Source organism: Anoxybacteroides rupiense, from assembly GCF_014196195.1.
Classification (GTDB): domain Bacteria; phylum Bacillota; class Bacilli; order Bacillales; family Anoxybacillaceae; genus Anoxybacteroides; species Anoxybacteroides rupiense.
The window spans coordinates 726,786-744,774 of record NZ_JACIDF010000001.1 but is presented as its reverse complement, the minus strand read 5'-3'; the positions used below and the strand labels follow the sequence as shown (position 1 = coordinate 744,774).

The following is a 17,989-nucleotide window of genomic DNA, read 5'->3' as shown; positions in this document are numbered from 1 at the left end:
AAGGGTACTGGAAACCTCAATAGTCTACTAAAAAAGAAATCATTAGGTAGAGGTTCAACAGGAAGAACAACCCCTAACAGCCTTGAAGAACAGTTAGCCATGAAGGAAGTATTATCAAATCCACTTGCTGGAGCTAGGGAGGTAGTTCCAAGAAGTAAAATGAATGATAAAAGATGGCTGGGTTCAGAAGGATGGGTAAAAATGCAAAGAATTATTAAGACTTCCAAAGGAAATATCAATATTCACTTTAATTACAATATCAAAACGGGAAAATTTGATGACTTTAAATTTAAGTGATAGGAGTGAATAATGTTTGAAGGTTAGATGTATTACAGATGATGGCTATTTATTTAGTCCAAGAAAGGTAAGAGAAGGTTATAATCAAAAAACCACCTATAACGGAATAGAAGTTAATAGAGATTATAATGTCTATGGAATATTATTTTATGAAGATGGGTTAAGATATCTTTTATTTGACGATTACGAAACTCCTTATTGGTATCCGGCAGAATTATTTGAAGTTATTGAAAATAAAATACCTGAAACATGGTATTACAAGTTTTATGGATATGACGAGGAAGGGATTTCTGCAATCTGGGGGTATGATGAATTAGTGCATTCCGAGAAGCATTTTGATGGATTAAGTGAGCAAGAGCCAGAAGAAATAGAATTATTTCTAAAGATAAAAAAAGAAATGTATAATTAGATTGAATTTTTTGGTGGTTATCGCGATGATAACCATCATATTTGTTTTTGAAGATATGATGGCGATAACGACTAAACGGTATGGGCGAACAGGAAACCAAATACGGTGACGAACCAAAACGGCGATCCGTTCTATTATGTCATCAACTACCGCGGCGATGTCGTGCGGATGGTCGATGAAAATGGAACAACGGTCGCGAATTACAGCTATGACCCGTGGGGCAAAGTGTTGTCGGTTTCGGAAAATGCGGCCGTGGCTGGACAGCCAATAGGATATGCAAGAGGGCATCAAACGGGAGGGATTCCGACAAATGTTGTTGAAGATGTAATGAAGAACGGCACTTCAAGAACAGTCATTAGAAACAGTGCAATTAGAATTATTTACAAACATAATGGTGTTAGAGTTGCCGCTGAAGAACGAGGGAAAATCGTGATAGCTCCCATGCGATACTATTAGTGAAAGAGTAGGGTTCAGCGAATATTAGGAGGCAATGAAATGAGAAGGGATTATTATGAAAGAATTGAAAGAGCCGTCAAGTATATTCATGATCATTATGACGAGCCTATTCATCTTGATACATTAGCCAACGTTTCCCATTTTTCGAAATATCATTTTAATCGTATCTTCACTTCGATTGTTGGAATGACACCGATGTCTTATGTGAAAAAAATTCGTCTGCAAAAGTCGGTGTATTACTTAACTGAAACGACTAAATCTATCTTGGAAATCTCCAATCTCTGTGGTTTTGGCTCCGTTTCAAATTTTAATGCTGCTTTTAAACAACATTTTCACATGGTTCCCAGTGACGTAAGAAAAAAACATCAAAATCGCAATATTTCATTAGATATAAGCAAGAATCAAGAAGAATGGTCTGCTCCGATACGTTATACTTACGCTAACCATCATTTATTAAGGAGAATATGGAGCATGAATATAACGATTAAAGAGCTTCCTGACTATGAAGTGGCTTTTATTAGGCATGTGGGTAGCTATTTAGAAACGTATTATGCATGGAATCAATTAAACGAATGGGCAAACCGAAACGGATTGTATCCGCCAGAGCACGATTTTATTGGCATCTCATTGGATGATCCTCTTGTTGTAGAAGAATTTGCTTGCCGCTATGATGCGTGTGTGACGCTGCCGACCGGTTTCAAGGGAGATGAAGATCCCGATATTCAATATAAAACAATACCTGGCGGATTATATGCCTTATATCAGTTTTACGATACGATTGATAAATTAGCGATTGCGTATCAAAGTTTATTTGGACAGTGGTTGCCAAATAGTGAGTATGATGCGGATGATAGGCCGTGCCTGGAATTTTGTATGAATAATCCAGAAACAGATCCGGAAGGAAAGTGTAAAGTTCATTTATATGTCCCTATAAAAGAAAGGGGATCATCTAGCGGGGGCTAGGAATAGGACGAATGATCTGGCGACGATGGTCGATCGTAATGAAGAAGTCCTTGTTATTTCGATGTTATGAATCTTAGTTTTTGGAAATTAAAAAATGGTTGTCATTTCCATAAAATAATGGTAGCATAGGAATAACTGAATAAGTCTTATCAAGAGTGAACGAGAGATCGGGCTCAATGACTTCACAGCAACCTGCGCTTGACGCAAGGTGCTCCTACCCGCAAAGCGCTTCGCTTTGAATGATAAGGACGGCTTCAAGCTCTTTTCGCGTCATTCATGGCGGAAAGAGCTTTTTATTTTGGCAGAGCCGTTTGTGACCATCCTTATTGAGAAAGGGGCGAGAATGATGAGCGAAACGATCCGCAGGTACATGGCGTGCCATATGAAAGCTGCTTCATTCGCTTTACATGTTGCCAGCGGTGTAAAACGTCAGCTTCGTCAATGGGATTCTACAGCGATTTTTTACATTGATCACCATACGAACTTTTTTCTATTGTATGGGCAAGCATTTGGAAAACCGTTTCAACTGTTACTTACGTTGGCGGAAGTGGAAGTGTTCAAAGCAGAAGAGCCCTATGCGCTCGATCGTTACATTTGGCGGGAGCTAAGAGAGCAAGGGCTGCCGGTCGGGCAGATTGATTAAAAACGTTAGAAAAGAAAAAGGAGAGGGAGCTATGGAAGTCGAAATAGATGAGCATGCCGGTATTCGAGGAAAAGACATGGAAACAAATGTCAGCGGAATGAGATTGACTCAGCGAAATGGGCGGTTCTTGTCTCCTAAATGGCATGTCGCTATGCTCATTGATCCCTTCGAAACCTTACCTTAGCGAGAGGGAATAAAACAAGAAAAAAGGACGGTTGCCATCGCTTAGAGTACCGCTCATGAGGAAAAACGGTAGGGCCTTTATTTTTTCTTCGGCACGAGCAGCAAATGGCCGGAATTCTCAAATCGGTAAAGTAAAAAGAGAAAAACAAGCGTCCCGATGTAAAGCGGGACCTTGTTTGGGATTTTCATGTTACGATCTTTGATTAGAGGGAACGATCGATATGATCTATTATTTTGTTGTTAATAAAATCTCGGGAAACGGAAAAGGGCTGAAAGTTTGGAAAAAGGTTGAAAAGCTGCTTCAAGAGAAGCAGGTAAATTATCAAGTTCGTTTTACAGAACGTCCAAAACATGCGGTAGAAATAGTGAAGGAGTTTTCTTCTAAAGCATGCAATGCGGTTGTCGCCGTTGGCGGCGATGGCACAATCCACGATGTGGCAAACGGGCTCATTCATTCGAATATACCTTTAGGGATTATTCCGGCAGGGTCAGGAAATGATTTAGCAAGGGCTCTTGATATACCGATGGACTATAAAAGGGCGTTGGAACGTATTTTAAGAGGAAAGAAAAGAAAAATGGACGTTGGAAAAATTGGCGAAGAATACTGCATGACTGTAACGGGAATCGGATTTGACGGCAAAGTGGCCGAAATCAACAATACCGCTAAATATAAAGATTTATTAAATCTCGTTAGGTTAGGCGATCTTTCCTATGGATTGAGCGTTTTGCATGCTTTATTCCAATATCGTCCCGTCCGCATTCAATTAAAAATTGACGGGGAGGTTCAATCTTTTTCAAATGTATGGTTCATTGCCATTGCTAATACTCCGAATTACGGCGGAGGGATTAAAATATGTCCGGATGCTTGTTACGATGACGGACTTTTTGACATTTGTATCGTACATAGCGTCACAAAATGGGAGCTGTTACACACGTTTCCAAAAGCGTATAAAGGAAAGCATGTTTCACATCCAAGTGTCACCATGATCAAAGGAAAACAGGTAGAAATTATCGCTGAACCGCCGATAATTGTCCAAAGCGATGGCGAGATTCTCACGAAAACTCCAGTGAATGTAACGATTCAGAAGGAGGCGTTGCTAATTATGTGACCCTCCCGCAGGCAAAAAAGCTGTTCAAGCCATTTATTTTCATCTAAGGAACGCTTTGTGGGCAAATGAATAGGTTCACTGGCGTTTCTTGTTCGAGAGAAGAAGCAGGAAGATCATTCTGTTTTTTAGTAGCATACTAGATCATATCAGCACTGGGGAAATGATATATTTATACTATTTTATAAATTCTAAAAATTAATTGAAAAATAGTGGAAAAAATGATTAAATAAATGGTAAGTAGTATACATTTCAGTGATGATGCTTAAAGGATTCGTTGCACAAAATTATAGAAACAATGTTTCTTATTACGAAACAATGAGGGGTGTGAGGATTGCTCGCCACAGAATTTTTATCAGAATTAAAGGCGATTTTGCGCGACAGCCACGTTCAAGTAGAAGAAGATGTGGGACATCCGTTGGGAAATAGCGGTCGGGTCACCGTTTGTCCGCAGTCGGAAGAGGAGATTTCCAATGTTTTAATGTATGCAGACAACCATGGAAAAAAAGTAACGATTGCCGGCGGCGGAACGAAGAGAGGATTTGGCGGGGGAACGGAAGTCGCCGATCTTTTGCTTTCACTGGCGGAATATAAAGGAGTTGTCGAGCATAACGTTGGTGACATGACATTAACGGTTAAAGCCGGGACACCATTTCAATCTTTGCAGGAATATTTAGCCGAATATAACCAAACGATCGCGTTAGATCCGATATGGCCAGAATATGCCACGATTGGTGGAGTGATTGCAGCGAACGACAGCGGTCCGAAACGATTTCGTTATGGTTCTGCTCGCGACAGCGTCATTGGAATGAGAATTGTTTACCCGAATGGAACGATTATCCGCTCGGGCGGCAAAGTGGTTAAAAATGTGGCTGGCTATGATATGAACAAGCTGTTTATCGGTTCTATGGGGACGCTCGGAGTGATATCGGAAGTAACGTTGAAGCTTCGCCCGCTTCCGAAATATGAAAGCCTTATTCTATTATCCTTTCAAGAAGGAAAGATGGAAGAAATACGCGCTTTTGCTGTGGAATTGCTAGATTCGTTGATGGAACCGACATCCCTGGAATTGTTAAGCCCTTCTTTATCGGAGCGGTTAACAGGGAATCATGCTTATACAGTAGCGATCAGCTTTGAAGATGTCGAAAGCGCTGTCCATTACCAGGAGAATTTTGTCAAGCGCATTCAGCCAGCAAAAACAAATATAACGATTTTACCATTAAAAGAAGCGCGAGCATTTTGGAAACAATTTTACACCATCGCTCCGAATGGGAGGGAAAGCGGAAGCAGCAACGAAATAGAGGCTGCTTTGAAAATCGGCGTTGTCAATCTCGATGCTCTTCAAGTCATAAAAGCAAGTCATATTTTACAAGACGCTATGAATATAGCTGTTGAGGCGCATGGCGGTCTTGGGCATGGACTATGTCAAATATATATCAAAGGGACGGGCGAAGAGGTTGTTGCTGCCATTGAGCGGCTTCGTCAGTTTGTGATCCCGCTTGGCGGATACGTGATTGTGAAACATTTGCCATTGGCGCTTCGGCAAAAAGTAGAGGTTTGGGGCGAAAAACCGTCTTATTTCTTCCTATTAGAAGGTATTAAAACAAAAATAGACCCCCATTCTACCCTTAATCATGGACGATTTGTAGGAGGGATATAATGTGAGTGTAAGAGAGAGCGATGTAAAACAAGCACCGGCATGTACAGAGGCGAGCTTGGGGAATTATCTTTGGAATGACCCTCCTGATGAAAGCAAATGGGCCGATTGTGTTCATTGCGGCATGTGCTTGGAATCCTGTCCAACTTATGAACAAACGGGTCAAGAACAGCATTCTCCGCGCGGGCGCGTCCATCTGATTAAATCGGTTGCCGAAGGAAAGCTGGAAGTGAATGAAGCGTTTGCCGATCCGGTTTTTGCTTGCCTTGATTGCCGAGCGTGTACGACCGCTTGTCCTGCTGATGTCGATGTCGGAGGGTTGATCGAAGAGGCGCGCGGACAAATTCGTCAAGCGATGCCATTGACCGGATGGAAAGGAGCGGTAAGCAAATTTTTTCTTGAGGGGGTATTTCCGCATGCGAATCGCTTGCATTTATTAGGGAGGTTGTTGAAGTTTTACCAAACGAGCGGGTTGCAAAAGATGGCGCGTAAGACGCGGCTGATTCATATGATGCCGGAGCATTTAGTGGAAATGGAAGCGATTTTACCGAAAGTCAAACAGCCGGTTCGCCAAAAATACAAACAGGCCGGCATGATTCAAGCGAAAGGGGAAACGAAGCGGACAGTTGCCCTTTTAACTGGATGTGTCATGGATGTGATGTTCAGTGATATAAATGAAGCGACGATTCGTGTATTAACCCGCAATGGAAATAATGTGACAATCCCACAAAATCAAACGTGTTGTGGAGCGCTGCATGTTCATGCCGGCGACCGCGAAACAGGAAGAAAGCTGGCGAAGCAGAATATCGAAGCGTTTAAAGATGCCGATACAGTCATTGTGAATGCAGCAGGCTGCGGCTGCATGTTGAAAGAATATCCAGAATTATTTCGTGAAGATCAAGAGTGGCGTGAAAAAGCAGAACGGTTTGCTGCGAAGGTACAAGATATTTCTAAATATCTTTATGATACAGGGTATGAAAAGCCAAAAGCAGAAATCAAAACAAGGATTACGTATCATGATGCATGCCACTTAGCGCATGGTCAAGGGATACGCCGGGAGCCGCGCGACATTCTTCTTAGCATTCCCGGGGTGGAAATGGTGCATATGCCGAATGCCGACCGTTGCTGTGGAAGTGCCGGCATTTACAATATCACTCATCCGGAAATGGCAGGAGCTGTCCTAAAAAGTAAAATGGAGCATGTTCCTGAAGAGGTCGAAATGATTTCGATGGGGAATCCCGGCTGTATGCTGCAAATGGCGATGGGAGTGCTGAAATACGGAAGAAACCAAAAAATTGTGCATACCGTTCAGTTGCTTGATTGGGCATATCAAAAAGAGGATCAACAAAAGGTGGGAGAATCATGGCGATAAAAGGTGGGCAAATAAAGGATACACATATCGAAAATCTTGCGAAAATCGTTGGTACTTCAGCGATTCTCTATAAAAAAGAAGATTTGCTTGCATATGACTGTGATGGTTTTACGATTCATCGCCATTTACCGAGGGCAGTCGTGTTTCCCAATAGCGCAGAGGAAGTTGCGAAGATTGTGAAATATTGCCATGAGTATGATTTGCCCTTTCTTGCCCGCGGTGCAGGAACGGGATTAAGCGGCGGAGCGATTCCGTTAAATGGCGAGGTGATCATTAGCTTAACCAAAATGAAGCGGCTTGTATCGGTCGACCTCGAAAATCGACGTGCGGTGGTCGAGCCGGGCTTTATAAATCTGAAGCTGACCCATTCGATTGCTGATAAAGGCTATTATTATGCTCCTGATCCATCAAGCCAATATTGTTGTACGATCGGTGGGAACGTTGCTGAAAATGCCGGGGGAGCCCACTGCTTAAAATATGGCGTGACGACAAACCATATTTTGGGGCTGGAAGTTGTTTTGCCAAATGGGGAAATGATTGAAATAAGCACAAACGGAGTTCTTGATCCGCCTGGATATGATTTGCTTGGAATATTGACAGGATCGGAAGGCACGTTAGGAATTGTAACGAAAATCACCGTTCGCATTTTAAAAAATCCTGAAGCGAAACAAACGGTGCTGGCGTATTTTGATAAAGTTTCCGATGCCAGCCAAGCCGTGTCTGATATCATTTCCGCCGGAATTGTTCCCGCTGCCCTTGAAATGATGGATAAAACAGCGATTGAGGGGGTGGAAGCAGCGGCGTTTCCAGTAGGGCATCCGAAAGATATTGAAGCGCTTTTGCTTATTGAAGTAGATGGTATTTCTGCTGGCATCGATGAACAGATTCAAGAAATATTAAAGGTATGCCGAAGCCGAAATGTTCGTGAAGTGAAAGTAGCCCAAGATGAGAAGGAACGGGAAAGATGGTGGGCGAATCGAAAAACGGGATTTGGGGCGATGGGAGCGATTTCTCCGGACTACTTAGTGCAAGACGGGGTGATTCCGCGGAGCAAGCTGCCGGAAGTGCTAGAACGAATCAGACAAATAAGCGAAAAATATGGATTGCGAATCGCGAATATTTTCCATGCTGGGGACGGAAATCTTCATCCACTTGTCCTTTTTGATTCGAGGAAACCAGGGGAAACAGAAATGGCATTGGCGGCTGGAAGCGAATGTCTGCAAGCTTGTGCCGATGCTGGCGGATCGATCACCGGCGAGCATGGAGTGGGCATTGAAAAACGAGAAGAAATGCGTTTCATTTTCAGCGACGAAGAAATTGCCGCACAAACCAATATTCGTGACGTATTCAATCCGAAAAACTTATTAAATGCTGGAAAGTTATTTCCGACACCAGGGCGTTGTGTCGAAGTGAAAAGAAATGAGAAAATGAAATAATTTTTTGAAAATTATTGAAGCACCTGCAACTTTATGCTATTATTTTTTTAATAAATTAAGAAACGACGTTTCGTAATAACAAACAGAAACTCTCTGTATGAGGAAGGAAGTACTTTTAAAAAATCGATGAGGATGAAATGGGGGAAGTGGTTGTATGCAAGACTATGTAAAAGTAGGAAATCTTCAAGTTGCCCGCCTTTTCTATGAGTTTATCAACCAAGAGGTTTTGCCCGAAAGCGGAGTTGAAAACGAACAGTTTTGGGCGGATTTAGAAAGGCTAGTAAACGATTTGACGCCGAAAAATAAAGAGTTGCTTGCCCGGCGTGATGAAATTCAAGAAAAACTTCATGAATGGCATCGCCAGCATAGAGAAAATTTTGATTTTCATCAATATAAATCATTTTTAGAGGAAATTGGCTATTTAGAACCAGAAGTAGAAGATTTTCAAATCACAACTGAAGGAGTAGATGATGAAATCGCTCTACAGGCTGGACCACAGCTAGTTGTCCCTGTCAGCAACGCCCGTTATGCGCTGAACGCAGCGAACGCGCGCTGGGGGAGTCTCTATGACGCTCTTTACGGAACGGATGTAATCAGTGAAGAGGACGGCGCGGAACGTGGCGCTCATTACAATCCTGTCCGCGGCGAGAAAGTGATTGCCTATGCTAAGCAATTCCTCGATGAAGCGGCGCCGTTAAACGGTTACTCCCATAAAGATGCCGTCAAGTACGCGGTCCTTGATGGAAAATTATCTGTTTTCACCAAGGATGGCAAGACGACAAACCTGCAAGATGAGGAAAAATGGGTCGGCTATCAAGGAGATCCGGAAGAGCCATCGGCTATCTTGCTGAAAAATAACGGCTTGCATATTGAAATCCAAATCGATCGCCATCATCCTGTCGGCAAAACCGATGCGGCGGGTGTGAAAGATATTTTATTGGAAGCAGCGTTGACGACGATTATGGACGGAGAAGATTCTGTTGCCGCCGTCGATGCGGAGGACAAAGTCCTTGTATACCGCAATTTATTAGGTTTAATGAAAGGAGATTTGACAGCCACATTTGCAAAAGGCAATCAAACGATAACGCGCACGCTCCATCCTGACCGGATTTACACAAAGCCAAATGGAGAAGAATTGGTATTGCGGGGACGTTCGCTCATGTTCATTCGCAATGTTGGCCATCTGATGACGAATAATACCGTATTAGATCCGAATGGCCAGGAAATTTATGAAGGGGTTTTGGATGCGGTTGTGACTAGTTTAATTGCGAAACATTCTCTGTTAGGCAATGGCCGCTATAAAAATTCCGCAAAGGGTTCGATCTACATTGTGAAGCCGAAAATGCACGGTTCAGAAGAAGTGGCTTTTGCGAATGAATTATTTGACCGTGTGGAAGATATGCTGGGCCTCGAGCGAAATACCATCAAAATTGGTGTCATGGACGAGGAACGCCGCACAACGCTGAACTTGAAAAACTGCATTTATCAAGTAAGAGACCGCATCGTGTTTATTAATACTGGTTTCTTAGATCGTACGGGGGATGAAATCCATACTTCAATGGAAGCGGGGCCGATGATTCGCAAAAACGATATGAAAACATCAGCATGGCTGCAAGCTTATGAGAAATCAAATGTAAGCATTGGGCTTGCTGCTGGTTTGCAAGGTCGGGCGCAAATCGGCAAAGGAATGTGGGCCATGCCGGATATGATGGCGGAAATGCTGAAGCAAAAAGGCAGTCAGCTTCAGGCAGGCGCCAATACAGCGTGGGTACCTTCTCCAACGGCAGCGGTCTTGCATGCTCTCCACTATCACCAAATCAATGTAACCAAGGCACAAAATGAATTAAGCAAAGAGTTGAAAGATTTCCGCGATGATATTTTACAAATTCCAGTGGCCGTCGATCCTAACTGGACTCCGGAAGAAATTCAACAAGAACTAGATAATAACGCTCAAGGCATTCTTGGATATGTTGTCCGTTGGGTGGAACAAGGAATTGGCTGCTCGAAAGTTCCTGATATTCATAACATTGGGCTGATGGAAGACCGGGCGACCTTAAGAATTTCAAGTCAGCATATCGCCAACTGGCTTCATCACGGAATTTGCACGAAAGAACAAGTGCTCGAGACATTAAAACGCATGGCGAAGGTCGTCGATGAGCAAAACGCTGGAGATCCTGCTTATCGGCCAATGGCAGAAGACTATGATCATTCTGTCGCCTTCCAAGCGGCCTGCGACCTTATTTTCAAAGGCTATGAGCAGCCGAACGGTTACACGGAACCAATTTTGCATCGCCGCCGCTTAGAAGCCAAGGCGAAGTTTGCGGTAAAACAGTAGGAGACCTACAAGGAACAATGAGGGCATTCTATTTATTTAGGATGCCCTTTCATCTACGTGATACGGTGAACAAGGATGGGGAAGTTGTTCCGTGATTTTTTCACTTGATTTAAACGTTGCAGAAGCCGCCGCCAATGGATGGCCAATCGGGAGTTGTTTATCACTATATAATGTGCTATCAGCGGCAGAAGGGAAATGGCTGATCGCTGAATCATGGTTGAATGATTTTCAGAATCGTTCGAGAGTCAGACATTCTTTTCATAAAAACAGGTTGGAAAAAGGTGTGATTTAGCTCTTTTATCACACAGTTGATTGGCGAAAAGGCAAGTCACAGGACTCTTTCAAGAGCGGATGACAGATTGGACGAGAGGAGAAAAGGGATGAAATTTGCTAGATTTATAGCGAACGGAGAAAGGTACACAGGTATCGTAACAGATGGTAGGATCAGAGAAATTCAAGGGGATATGTTTGGAAAATGGGAGTATACAGAAAAAACATTTTCTGGGCATGAGGTCAAGCTTCTTGCTCCGTTAGAGCCGAATCAAATCATCGGAATCGGTGCCAATTACGTCTCGCAAAAACAAGAGATTCCGGATGTGCTGCCGGAAATTCCGGTGTTTTTCTTTAAGCCTGCTTCATCGGTGATCGGGCCTGAAGAAGAAATTATCATTCCAAAAGGAATCGACCACGTGAAGTTTGAATCAGAATTGGCGGTGGTGATTGGAAAAGAAGCGAAACATATTCCAGAATCAGATGTATTGAATTATGTGTTCGGCTATACCGTTGGGAACGATGTAACGGCACCGCAATTTTTTCATCAAGACGGCCATTGGACGCTCGGCAAAGCATTTGATACGTTTACCCCATTAGGTCCAGTCATTGAAACGGAGCTCAATCCTTTCAAGGTGAGTGTAAAGGCAAGATTGAACGGTGTTGAAAAACAAAATAGTCCGACGGAACTTATGGTAATTTCAATCTGTAAAATGATTTCCTATCTATCGAATATTATGACGCTGAAGCCAGGAGATGTGATTTTAACGGGAAGTCCAGTAGGGGCCGAATTTGTTAAGCCGGGGGATCTGATTGAATGTGAGATTGCAGAGATTGGAACGCTTCGCAATCCATTTGTTGCGGCACAAGAAAGTGTTCAAGCCGGTCAGTAACCGCTTAAATGCCCGGAAATCAATGGTATAATGAATTATTATGTGTTGTGACAGAGGTGAGAGAGCATGGAAAGAGAAAATATGGTCAAGTCTGTGAGCCGGGCATTAGACATTATCGATATTGTCTGTTCGGAAAAGGATGGCTTAGGCGTTACAGAAATTGCTAAACAGATGGATATTAACAAAAGCTCTGTATATCGAATCTTATCCACACTGGTTCAATATGGATATATGGAGCAAGATGAAGAAACAAGCCGTTACAAACTTGGCTATAAATTTTTAGAGCTGAGCTCGAAGTTGCTTGAATCAATCGATTTACGAAAAGAGGCCAAGCCATATTTGCAGGAATTAGAAAAGGAAACAAATGAGGTCATTCATCTTGTCGTATATGACCAAGGAGAAGTCATTTACATCGAAAAGCTAGAAGGAACGGAAACGCTGCGCATGCATTCAAAAGTCGGCAGAAGAGCCCCAATGCATTGCACGGCAGTAGGGAAAGCGATCTTAGCCCATTTGCCGGCGGATGTTGTCCGCGATATTTTAGAGCGCAAAGGATTGCCAAGGCATACGGATCAAACGATAACCGATCAAAATGCCTTTTTGCAAGAGCTCGCTCAAGTCAAACAGAAGGGCTATGCTCTCGACTTAGAGGAAAACGAATACGGGATTCGCTGTATTGCTGTACCGATTTTTGCGCATGGGGGAAAGGTTGTTGCCGCTGTCAGCCTTTCTGGTCCGACAATAAGAATGACCGATGAGCGGATCAAACTGCTGCAAGGAAGAATGCAGCAAATTGGCAAACAAATTTCCGCAAGGTTGGGATATGTATAGAAACAGTGCTCGGTATCTTGCTTGAAGATATCGGGCTTTTTTGTTGCACGTGAATAAAAGCGCGAATCTATGTTGAAAGAGAAAAAACGTCTCGGTTGTTCGGAGAGAGGAGGCTAGCTTGTTTTATAAGGAGCATGCGCATGTCCAGGTCCATGTGCTGATAATGAATGGATTATCCATCCGATTTGAACGAGTGAGTTGGCTCGGAATTTAATAACATATTTTATAGAAAAAGATAACAAAATGATCGGCGGGCAGTTTCATAGCCCGCCGACACCTTTTTGAACTAAGAGGCATGATGTTCTTAGTTCTCGCCATCCATTCAATTCAATAGGCATTTCCGCGCGAAGGGGGATCATATTTGAGATAAGCGAAGAATCGTAGAGTTTTAACAAAATAAGAATGAGCAAACCGTTTCTTCTTGAAATATCACTAAACAAAGTGAAATAGTGGGATTTTTTAGTGAATAGAATCACAAGGTTTTAGTTAATAATCGTTAAAATTTTTATATAAATGAAGGTCTAATCGATTTTTTATTTTTTAGATTCATACGATTCACTTTATTCACCGGGAACGTTTATTTTTTTTCTTTCAGGGGTATGACTCCATTTGAAAAATTGATTTAAAAACTGGTAAATATTTTTGCTTTCTTTTGCCAACAGTGGTCCAGCGATCGCCAAAATTAGAACATAAAGGGCGGTAAAAGGAGTCAACACGGGGTTTAGACCTGCCGAAATTCCTAAGTTCGCAACAATGATGGAAAACTCTCCGCGGGCGATAATCGTTAAGCCGATATTAGTGGAGGCTTTATGAGACAGCCCGGCTCTTCTTCCTGCGATCATTCCAGCTACAAAGTTTCCGGCAATCGTAAGGAAAGCAGCACCTAATGCTAACCAGATCGCATTTGTTAGTGTAGATGGATCAATGCTTAATCCAAAGCTGAAAAAGAAAATGGCTCCAAAGAAATCTCGAAACGGAACAACCATGTGTTCAATCCGATCGCGATGATCTGTTTCGGAAAAAACCAGCCCTAGCAGTAAAGCACCAATTGCTTCAGCAACATGAAGCGTTTCAGAAAAGCCGGCAATGAAAAATAAGGTGGCAAATATAACGATGATGAAAATCTCGTCAGATTTAATGTTTAACCATTTGTTTAAAAGAGGAGCACCTTTTCGGGCAATGAGAAAAAACAACAGCATGTAACCGACAGAGATAAGGACTGAGGTAACGATTCCAAAGACAGAAGTGGAACCAGCCAATAAAACTCCTGACATAGTCGTTAAAAATAAAGCAAGGAAGATATCGTCAAACAAGATAATTCCTAAGATTAACTCTGTTTCTGGATTGGCTGTCCTCTTTAAATCCACCAGAACTTTTGCAACGATGGCGCTGGAAGAGACACTGACAAGTCCAGCGATAATCAGTGCTTCCATCCACGGCATCCCGGCGATCCATCCATAAAGAATCCCTAAAATAAAATTGATGCTTACATAGAGGCTCCCGCCTACTACAATGTTGCGGCCAGACTTTATTAGTTTGCCAACCGAGAATTCCAATCCTAAGTAAAAAAGCAAAAACAAAACGCCGATTCTTCCTAAAAATTGAATAATCTCCTGACTTTCAATAAAGGTGAGATCGATGATCCCGATTGTTGGGGCATGCGGACCAACTAGCATGCCTAAAACGATCAGGAAAGGGATAATTGAAAAATTAAGTTTATGGGCAATAAGCGAGGCAATGGAAACAAGAACAAGCGCTGTACCGACTTGGAATACCAGATGATCCATCTATATCGGTCACTCCTTTCCTCTATTGGTTAATAAGTTATTAATGAGTTCTTTTAATTGGCTTCGTTCTCCGGAAACGACTAAAGTATCACCGGCCTCAATGACGGTATCAGGACCAGGATTGATCGTTTTTTTCGTCTTCTTTTTCTTAATGGCGATGACAGTTACGCCAAAATTGTTTCTGATATCTACTTCCCCGATCGTTTTATTAATAACGGGTGCGCCAGGTTCTACTTGATACCATTCGATAATTAAGTCATCAAAGGCAAAATCGACACTTTCTAATGCTTTCGGTTTATAGGCCATGCCGCCTAAAATGCCAGCGATTTGTCTAGCTTCAACGTCATCGAATGTAGCTGTACTAAGAACTTCTTCATGATTATCAGAGTCAAAATGGTAGATTTCTCTTCGTCCATCATCGTGAATAACGATGACAAGCTTATCTTGATTTTTTGTAATAATCTCAAACTTATACCCAATGCCGGGAAGCTCGCTTTCTCTAATACGCATCAAATAACACTCCTTTTTATTAAATGATTTCTTAAATGGAATAAGGGAAAATTAGTTCCAAATGATTTTAGATGATTTCCGTCTTGGTCTTAAGGTTTTCAAACATGTCCAAAATCAACGACATGATAAGGAGAAAACTATTTAATCCTCGGCTGACAGGAGAGAAAAACCTAAAGGATTGGAAGATAGGGATGTGCTAATTTCTCATGAGAATTAGACATCTTTGCAGCATCATTCCAGTATTCTTGGCCTAGGTGATGAAAATGGATGGAAAGAGAGCTCGCTTTATCGGGTCCATTTCATCCCTAGGGATAGGAGCAGAAAATATAATCAGGCGTGTTGATGATCCAATAAAACCTTATTGGTACCGTTTGATTTCTCACTTTTCTGTCATAGCCAGCAGGCGATGGTGTTGACAGTTATGCCCTTTTCAAACAACAAATGCTTTGTGGACAAATAGATGGGCCCGCTGACATTCTCATTCAAGGAAAGAGATAGAAAAACGGGTGTTAAGCCAGTTTAAGTTAAGCAACGAATAATCAACACTTGTGACATATTATCGTGGCATCCCTATGATCAGGCCGCTGTTTTTAACTTGTTTAAGAGTAGCCCTTGGCTCAATCATCGGGAGAAGATGTGTATAAGTGTGTCATGCTTAAGAATCCGCTAAACTATGGGGATGATGTATCTCAGTTTTCTATATTGACTATAATGAATATCTCAAGAGAGAGTTTATGTGATTCAACCAATGATTGAGGCGATCAGGCATCATATATGGATGTGATTTTTAGCACAGGCTACTTGGCTGTGAAAAGAGAGAGCTTTTTAAAATCATTGCTCTAATAAAAGAGAAAGGAATGGATTTTGATAAAGAGGATGGGAAATAAGATGGCTATGGATCTTGATTTTTTGTCATGGTTTGTCATAGAAACAGCATCTCAAAAACTTTGTGTACCCATCATTTACAAAAGCAACAACGCCACCAAGAATCAGGGAAGCATTGGCTTGCTCCGAATGTTTCATTGATTTTTCAAGATAAAGTCAGCTTATTTGGAAGCTTCGTCATCATATACTAATGTTCCCCTTAATCCATATGTCCACCCACATTATATACTATATCATGTGTGACATGCAAATACATTGCAGTATCTAAATGGGGATTATAGGAATATAATCCATAGTGCTCGTGAGGCATTATGCTCAATGAAATAGATGTAAACTTGACAGCTTCCTATTTGCGAGGCTATAGAGTGTAACGGTCTTTTTGCCAAAAAAGGTAAGTGTTTGCCATTGATCGAATACCGAAATCATCAATCGCATTTATAAATAAGAAGGATTCGTTTACTGACAGCAGAACAATATATTTGGAAATAATTTAAAAAAGAAATATATTTTTGTTTTAAAAACTTTTGGTTTAGCGCAGAAATTCGAATACAAATGGTTCATGCCTATATATCGTACCATTCGCACTACTGTAATATTTAAAAAGGGAACGGATTATGGTTTGAATGTCTGATGGTGTGAGATTAATAAATAGCGAGCGTGCAGTTGTCGAAAGCGTGTTTTTTCGATAATATCTCAATAGAGTTTAGAGGATAAAGGAGTTGTTTTATGGAGCGATCAAATGAAGTAGCCGAAGTTTGCTTGTTGGCGGGAAAAATTATGCTTCAAAGCGGGGCGGAAACCTATCGGGTGGAGGATACGATGATGAGAATGGCCGCTTCGTTTGGCATGACGCATTCTCATAGCTATGTAACGCCGACGGGAATTATTTTTTCGATGGATGGAGCGGGACCGACAAAGCTGATTCGCATTGTGGAGCGATCCACCGATCTGCAGAAGGTGGCAATGGTTAATGATATTTCCCGGCAAATAAGCAGCGGCCAGCTTTCGCTCGAAGCAGCCTATGAAAGATTAAAAAAATTAGAACGACAGCATCTTGCCTACCCTTTTTGGGCGCAAGTAGCGGCAGCTGCGGTGGCGAGCGGCTGTTTTGTGATTATGTTTCAAGGAAAATGGAACGATTTTTTGCCGGCGTTGGTCTCAGGGGGGATTGGCTTCTGCGGATTGGATTATGTTCATCGGCTTGTAAAAATTCGTTTTTTTGCTGAGTTTTTTGCATCGTTTCTTGCGGGGATTGTTGCCGTATTGCTTGTCTCTCTTGGCTTAGGGACCAGTCTTGATAAAATTATTATCGGCTCGGTGATGCCGTTGGTGCCGGGAGTGCTGATTACTAATGCGGTGCGTGATTTAATGGCAGGACATTTAGTGGCGGGGTTATCAAAAGGAGCGGAAGCCTTTTTAACCGCATTTGCCATCGGCACCGGCATTGCTGTGATTTTGACGATGTATTAGGAGAGAAAAGCATGATGATTGAACAACTTGTTACAAGTTTAATTGCATCCGCCGCATTTGGTTTGATGTTTAACGTTCCAAAAAAACTGCTGGGACATTGCGGTTTTGTCGGGATGATTGGCTGGTTTATTTATATTTCGTTTGTTGAACATAAAGCGGATTCGGTATTTGCCACATTCGTTTCTGCTTTTTTCATTGCCGTGGTGAGCCAGCTGTTTGCTAGAATGTACAAAACGCCCATTACCGTGTTTAGTATTTCTGGCATTATTCCGCTTGTCCCAGGAGGCATGGCGTATGAAGCGATGCGGTATGTGGTGATGAACGACTATAGCATGGCGATCCAGCTCGCTGCCAAGGCATTTATGATTTCGGGAGCCATTGCGATGGGGATTGTTTTTTCAGAAGTGGCGAATCAATTGGTTAAAAAACGAACTTCAAGATAGAAGTTCGTTTTTTTAACGAATTTTATTGAAACATTTTTTTGAA

Annotated in this window: 18 protein-coding genes and 1 riboswitch; of the genes, 16 read left to right on the top strand and 2 right to left on the bottom strand. The window is 42.1% G+C overall.

All coding sequences use genetic code 11. The features are described 5' to 3' along the window. The 14 genes from GGQ95_RS03530 to GGQ95_RS03465 all read left to right on the top strand — a co-directional run. Window positions 1-297 (top strand): hypothetical protein (locus GGQ95_RS03530; RefSeq protein ID WP_221211964.1); only part of this gene is annotated, 297 nt, incomplete at its 5' end. 16 nt (window positions 298-313) lie between these two features. Then, window positions 314-706, top strand: coding sequence for a hypothetical protein (locus tag GGQ95_RS03525; RefSeq protein WP_044741807.1), 393 nt, complete (start codon window positions 314-316; stop codon window positions 704-706). A gap of 105 nt (window positions 707-811) precedes the next feature. Next, window positions 812-1,162: a hypothetical protein gene (locus GGQ95_RS03520; RefSeq protein ID WP_183186334.1), complete on the top strand. Its 351-nt coding sequence runs from the start codon at window positions 812-814 to the stop codon at window positions 1,160-1,162. Between the two features lie 39 nt (window positions 1,163-1,201). Then, window positions 1,202-2,125: an AraC family transcriptional regulator gene (locus GGQ95_RS03515; protein ID WP_183186333.1), complete on the top strand. Its 924-nt coding sequence runs from the start codon at window positions 1,202-1,204 to the stop codon at window positions 2,123-2,125. A gap of 143 nt (window positions 2,126-2,268) precedes the next feature. After that, window positions 2,269-2,374: riboswitch (SAM riboswitch) on the top strand. Window positions 2,375-2,423: 49 nt separating this feature from the next. Next, complete coding sequence (locus tag GGQ95_RS03510; protein ID WP_244963552.1) at window positions 2,424-2,768, top strand: hypothetical protein; 345 nt, start codon at window positions 2,424-2,426, stop codon at window positions 2,766-2,768. A 31-nt stretch (window positions 2,769-2,799) separates the two neighbouring features. After that, a complete protein-coding gene (locus GGQ95_RS03505; RefSeq protein WP_156487517.1) occupies window positions 2,800-2,952 on the top strand; it encodes a hypothetical protein in 153 nt (50 codons plus the stop codon). Between the two features lie 220 nt (window positions 2,953-3,172). After that, window positions 3,173-4,060: a diacylglycerol/lipid kinase family protein gene (locus GGQ95_RS03500; protein ID WP_221211963.1), complete on the top strand. Its 888-nt coding sequence runs from the start codon at window positions 3,173-3,175 to the stop codon at window positions 4,058-4,060. Window positions 4,061-4,391: 331 nt separating this feature from the next. Then, complete coding sequence (locus GGQ95_RS03495) at window positions 4,392-5,717, top strand: FAD-binding oxidoreductase (RefSeq protein WP_183186332.1); 1,326 nt, start codon at window positions 4,392-4,394, stop codon at window positions 5,715-5,717. 1 nt (window position 5,718) lies between these two features. Continuing rightward, window positions 5,719-7,086 (top strand): (Fe-S)-binding protein, encoded by a 1,368-nt coding sequence (locus GGQ95_RS03490; protein WP_183186331.1) that lies wholly within the window; start codon window positions 5,719-5,721, stop codon window positions 7,084-7,086. Continuing rightward, on the top strand, window positions 7,077-8,522 hold the full coding sequence (locus tag GGQ95_RS03485; RefSeq protein WP_183186330.1) for an FAD-binding oxidoreductase: 1,446 nt from the start codon (window positions 7,077-7,079) through the stop codon (window positions 8,520-8,522). Before GGQ95_RS03490 ends, GGQ95_RS03485 begins: the two co-directional genes overlap by 10 nt. 154 nt (window positions 8,523-8,676) lie before the next feature. Then, a complete protein-coding gene (locus tag GGQ95_RS03480) occupies window positions 8,677-10,857 on the top strand; it encodes a malate synthase G (RefSeq protein WP_183186329.1) in 2,181 nt (726 codons plus the stop codon). 91 nt (window positions 10,858-10,948) lie between these two features. Next, window positions 10,949-11,149: a hypothetical protein gene (locus GGQ95_RS03475; protein ID WP_183186328.1), complete on the top strand. Its 201-nt coding sequence runs from the start codon at window positions 10,949-10,951 to the stop codon at window positions 11,147-11,149. Between the two features lie 88 nt (window positions 11,150-11,237). Further along, window positions 11,238-12,020 carry a fumarylacetoacetate hydrolase family protein gene (locus GGQ95_RS03470; RefSeq protein ID WP_159719527.1) on the top strand — a complete coding sequence of 261 codons (783 nt, stop codon included), beginning with the start codon at window positions 11,238-11,240 and terminating at the stop codon, window positions 12,018-12,020. A 66-nt stretch (window positions 12,021-12,086) separates the two neighbouring features. Continuing rightward, entirely contained in the window at window positions 12,087-12,851 is a 765-nt protein-coding gene (locus GGQ95_RS03465; RefSeq protein WP_183186327.1) for an IclR family transcriptional regulator, read from the top strand. A gap of 560 nt (window positions 12,852-13,411) precedes the next feature. Here the strand turns inward: GGQ95_RS03465 and GGQ95_RS03460 are convergent. Further along, window positions 13,412-14,638 carry a cation:proton antiporter gene (locus tag GGQ95_RS03460; protein WP_183186326.1) on the bottom strand — a complete coding sequence of 409 codons (1,227 nt, stop codon included), beginning with the start codon at window positions 14,636-14,638 and terminating at the stop codon, window positions 13,412-13,414. Between the two features lie 9 nt (window positions 14,639-14,647). Then, the gene (locus GGQ95_RS03455) at window positions 14,648-15,148 is read right to left on the bottom strand and encodes a cation:proton antiporter regulatory subunit (RefSeq protein WP_044746749.1); all 501 of its coding nucleotides are present in this window, start codon (window positions 15,146-15,148) and stop codon (window positions 14,648-14,650) included. A 1,611-nt stretch (window positions 15,149-16,759) separates the two neighbouring features. Between GGQ95_RS03455 and GGQ95_RS03450 the strand changes: the two genes are divergently transcribed. Beyond that, entirely contained in the window at window positions 16,760-17,503 is a 744-nt protein-coding gene (locus GGQ95_RS03450; RefSeq protein ID WP_066146888.1) for a threonine/serine exporter family protein, read from the top strand. Between the two features lie 11 nt (window positions 17,504-17,514). Beyond that, window positions 17,515-17,946: a threonine/serine exporter family protein gene (locus GGQ95_RS03445; protein ID WP_080861493.1), complete on the top strand. Its 432-nt coding sequence runs from the start codon at window positions 17,515-17,517 to the stop codon at window positions 17,944-17,946. Window positions 17,947-17,989: the final 43 nt, after the last annotated feature.

Coding starts and splice junctions, on each gene's coding strand:
- GGQ95_RS03460 (WP_183186326.1), bottom strand. CDS start 14,638: ATGGATCATCTGGTATTCCAAGTCGGTACAGCGCTTGTTCTTGTTTCC.
- GGQ95_RS03445 (WP_080861493.1), top strand. CDS start 17,515: ATGATGATTGAACAACTTGTTACAAGTTTAATTGCATCCGCCGCATTT.
- GGQ95_RS03470 (WP_159719527.1), top strand. CDS start 11,238: ATGAAATTTGCTAGATTTATAGCGAACGGAGAAAGGTACACAGGTATC.
- GGQ95_RS03500 (WP_221211963.1), top strand. CDS start 3,173: ATGATCTATTATTTTGTTGTTAATAAAATCTCGGGAAACGGAAAAGGG.
- GGQ95_RS03455 (WP_044746749.1), bottom strand. CDS start 15,148: ATGCGTATTAGAGAAAGCGAGCTTCCCGGCATTGGGTATAAGTTTGAG.
- GGQ95_RS03485 (WP_183186330.1), top strand. CDS start 7,077: ATGGCGATAAAAGGTGGGCAAATAAAGGATACACATATCGAAAATCTT.
- GGQ95_RS03450 (WP_066146888.1), top strand. CDS start 16,760: ATGGAGCGATCAAATGAAGTAGCCGAAGTTTGCTTGTTGGCGGGAAAA.
- GGQ95_RS03505 (WP_156487517.1), top strand. CDS start 2,800: ATGGAAGTCGAAATAGATGAGCATGCCGGTATTCGAGGAAAAGACATG.
- GGQ95_RS03465 (WP_183186327.1), top strand. CDS start 12,087: ATGGAAAGAGAAAATATGGTCAAGTCTGTGAGCCGGGCATTAGACATT.
- GGQ95_RS03515 (WP_183186333.1), top strand. CDS start 1,202: ATGAGAAGGGATTATTATGAAAGAATTGAAAGAGCCGTCAAGTATATT.
- GGQ95_RS03480 (WP_183186329.1), top strand. CDS start 8,677: ATGCAAGACTATGTAAAAGTAGGAAATCTTCAAGTTGCCCGCCTTTTC.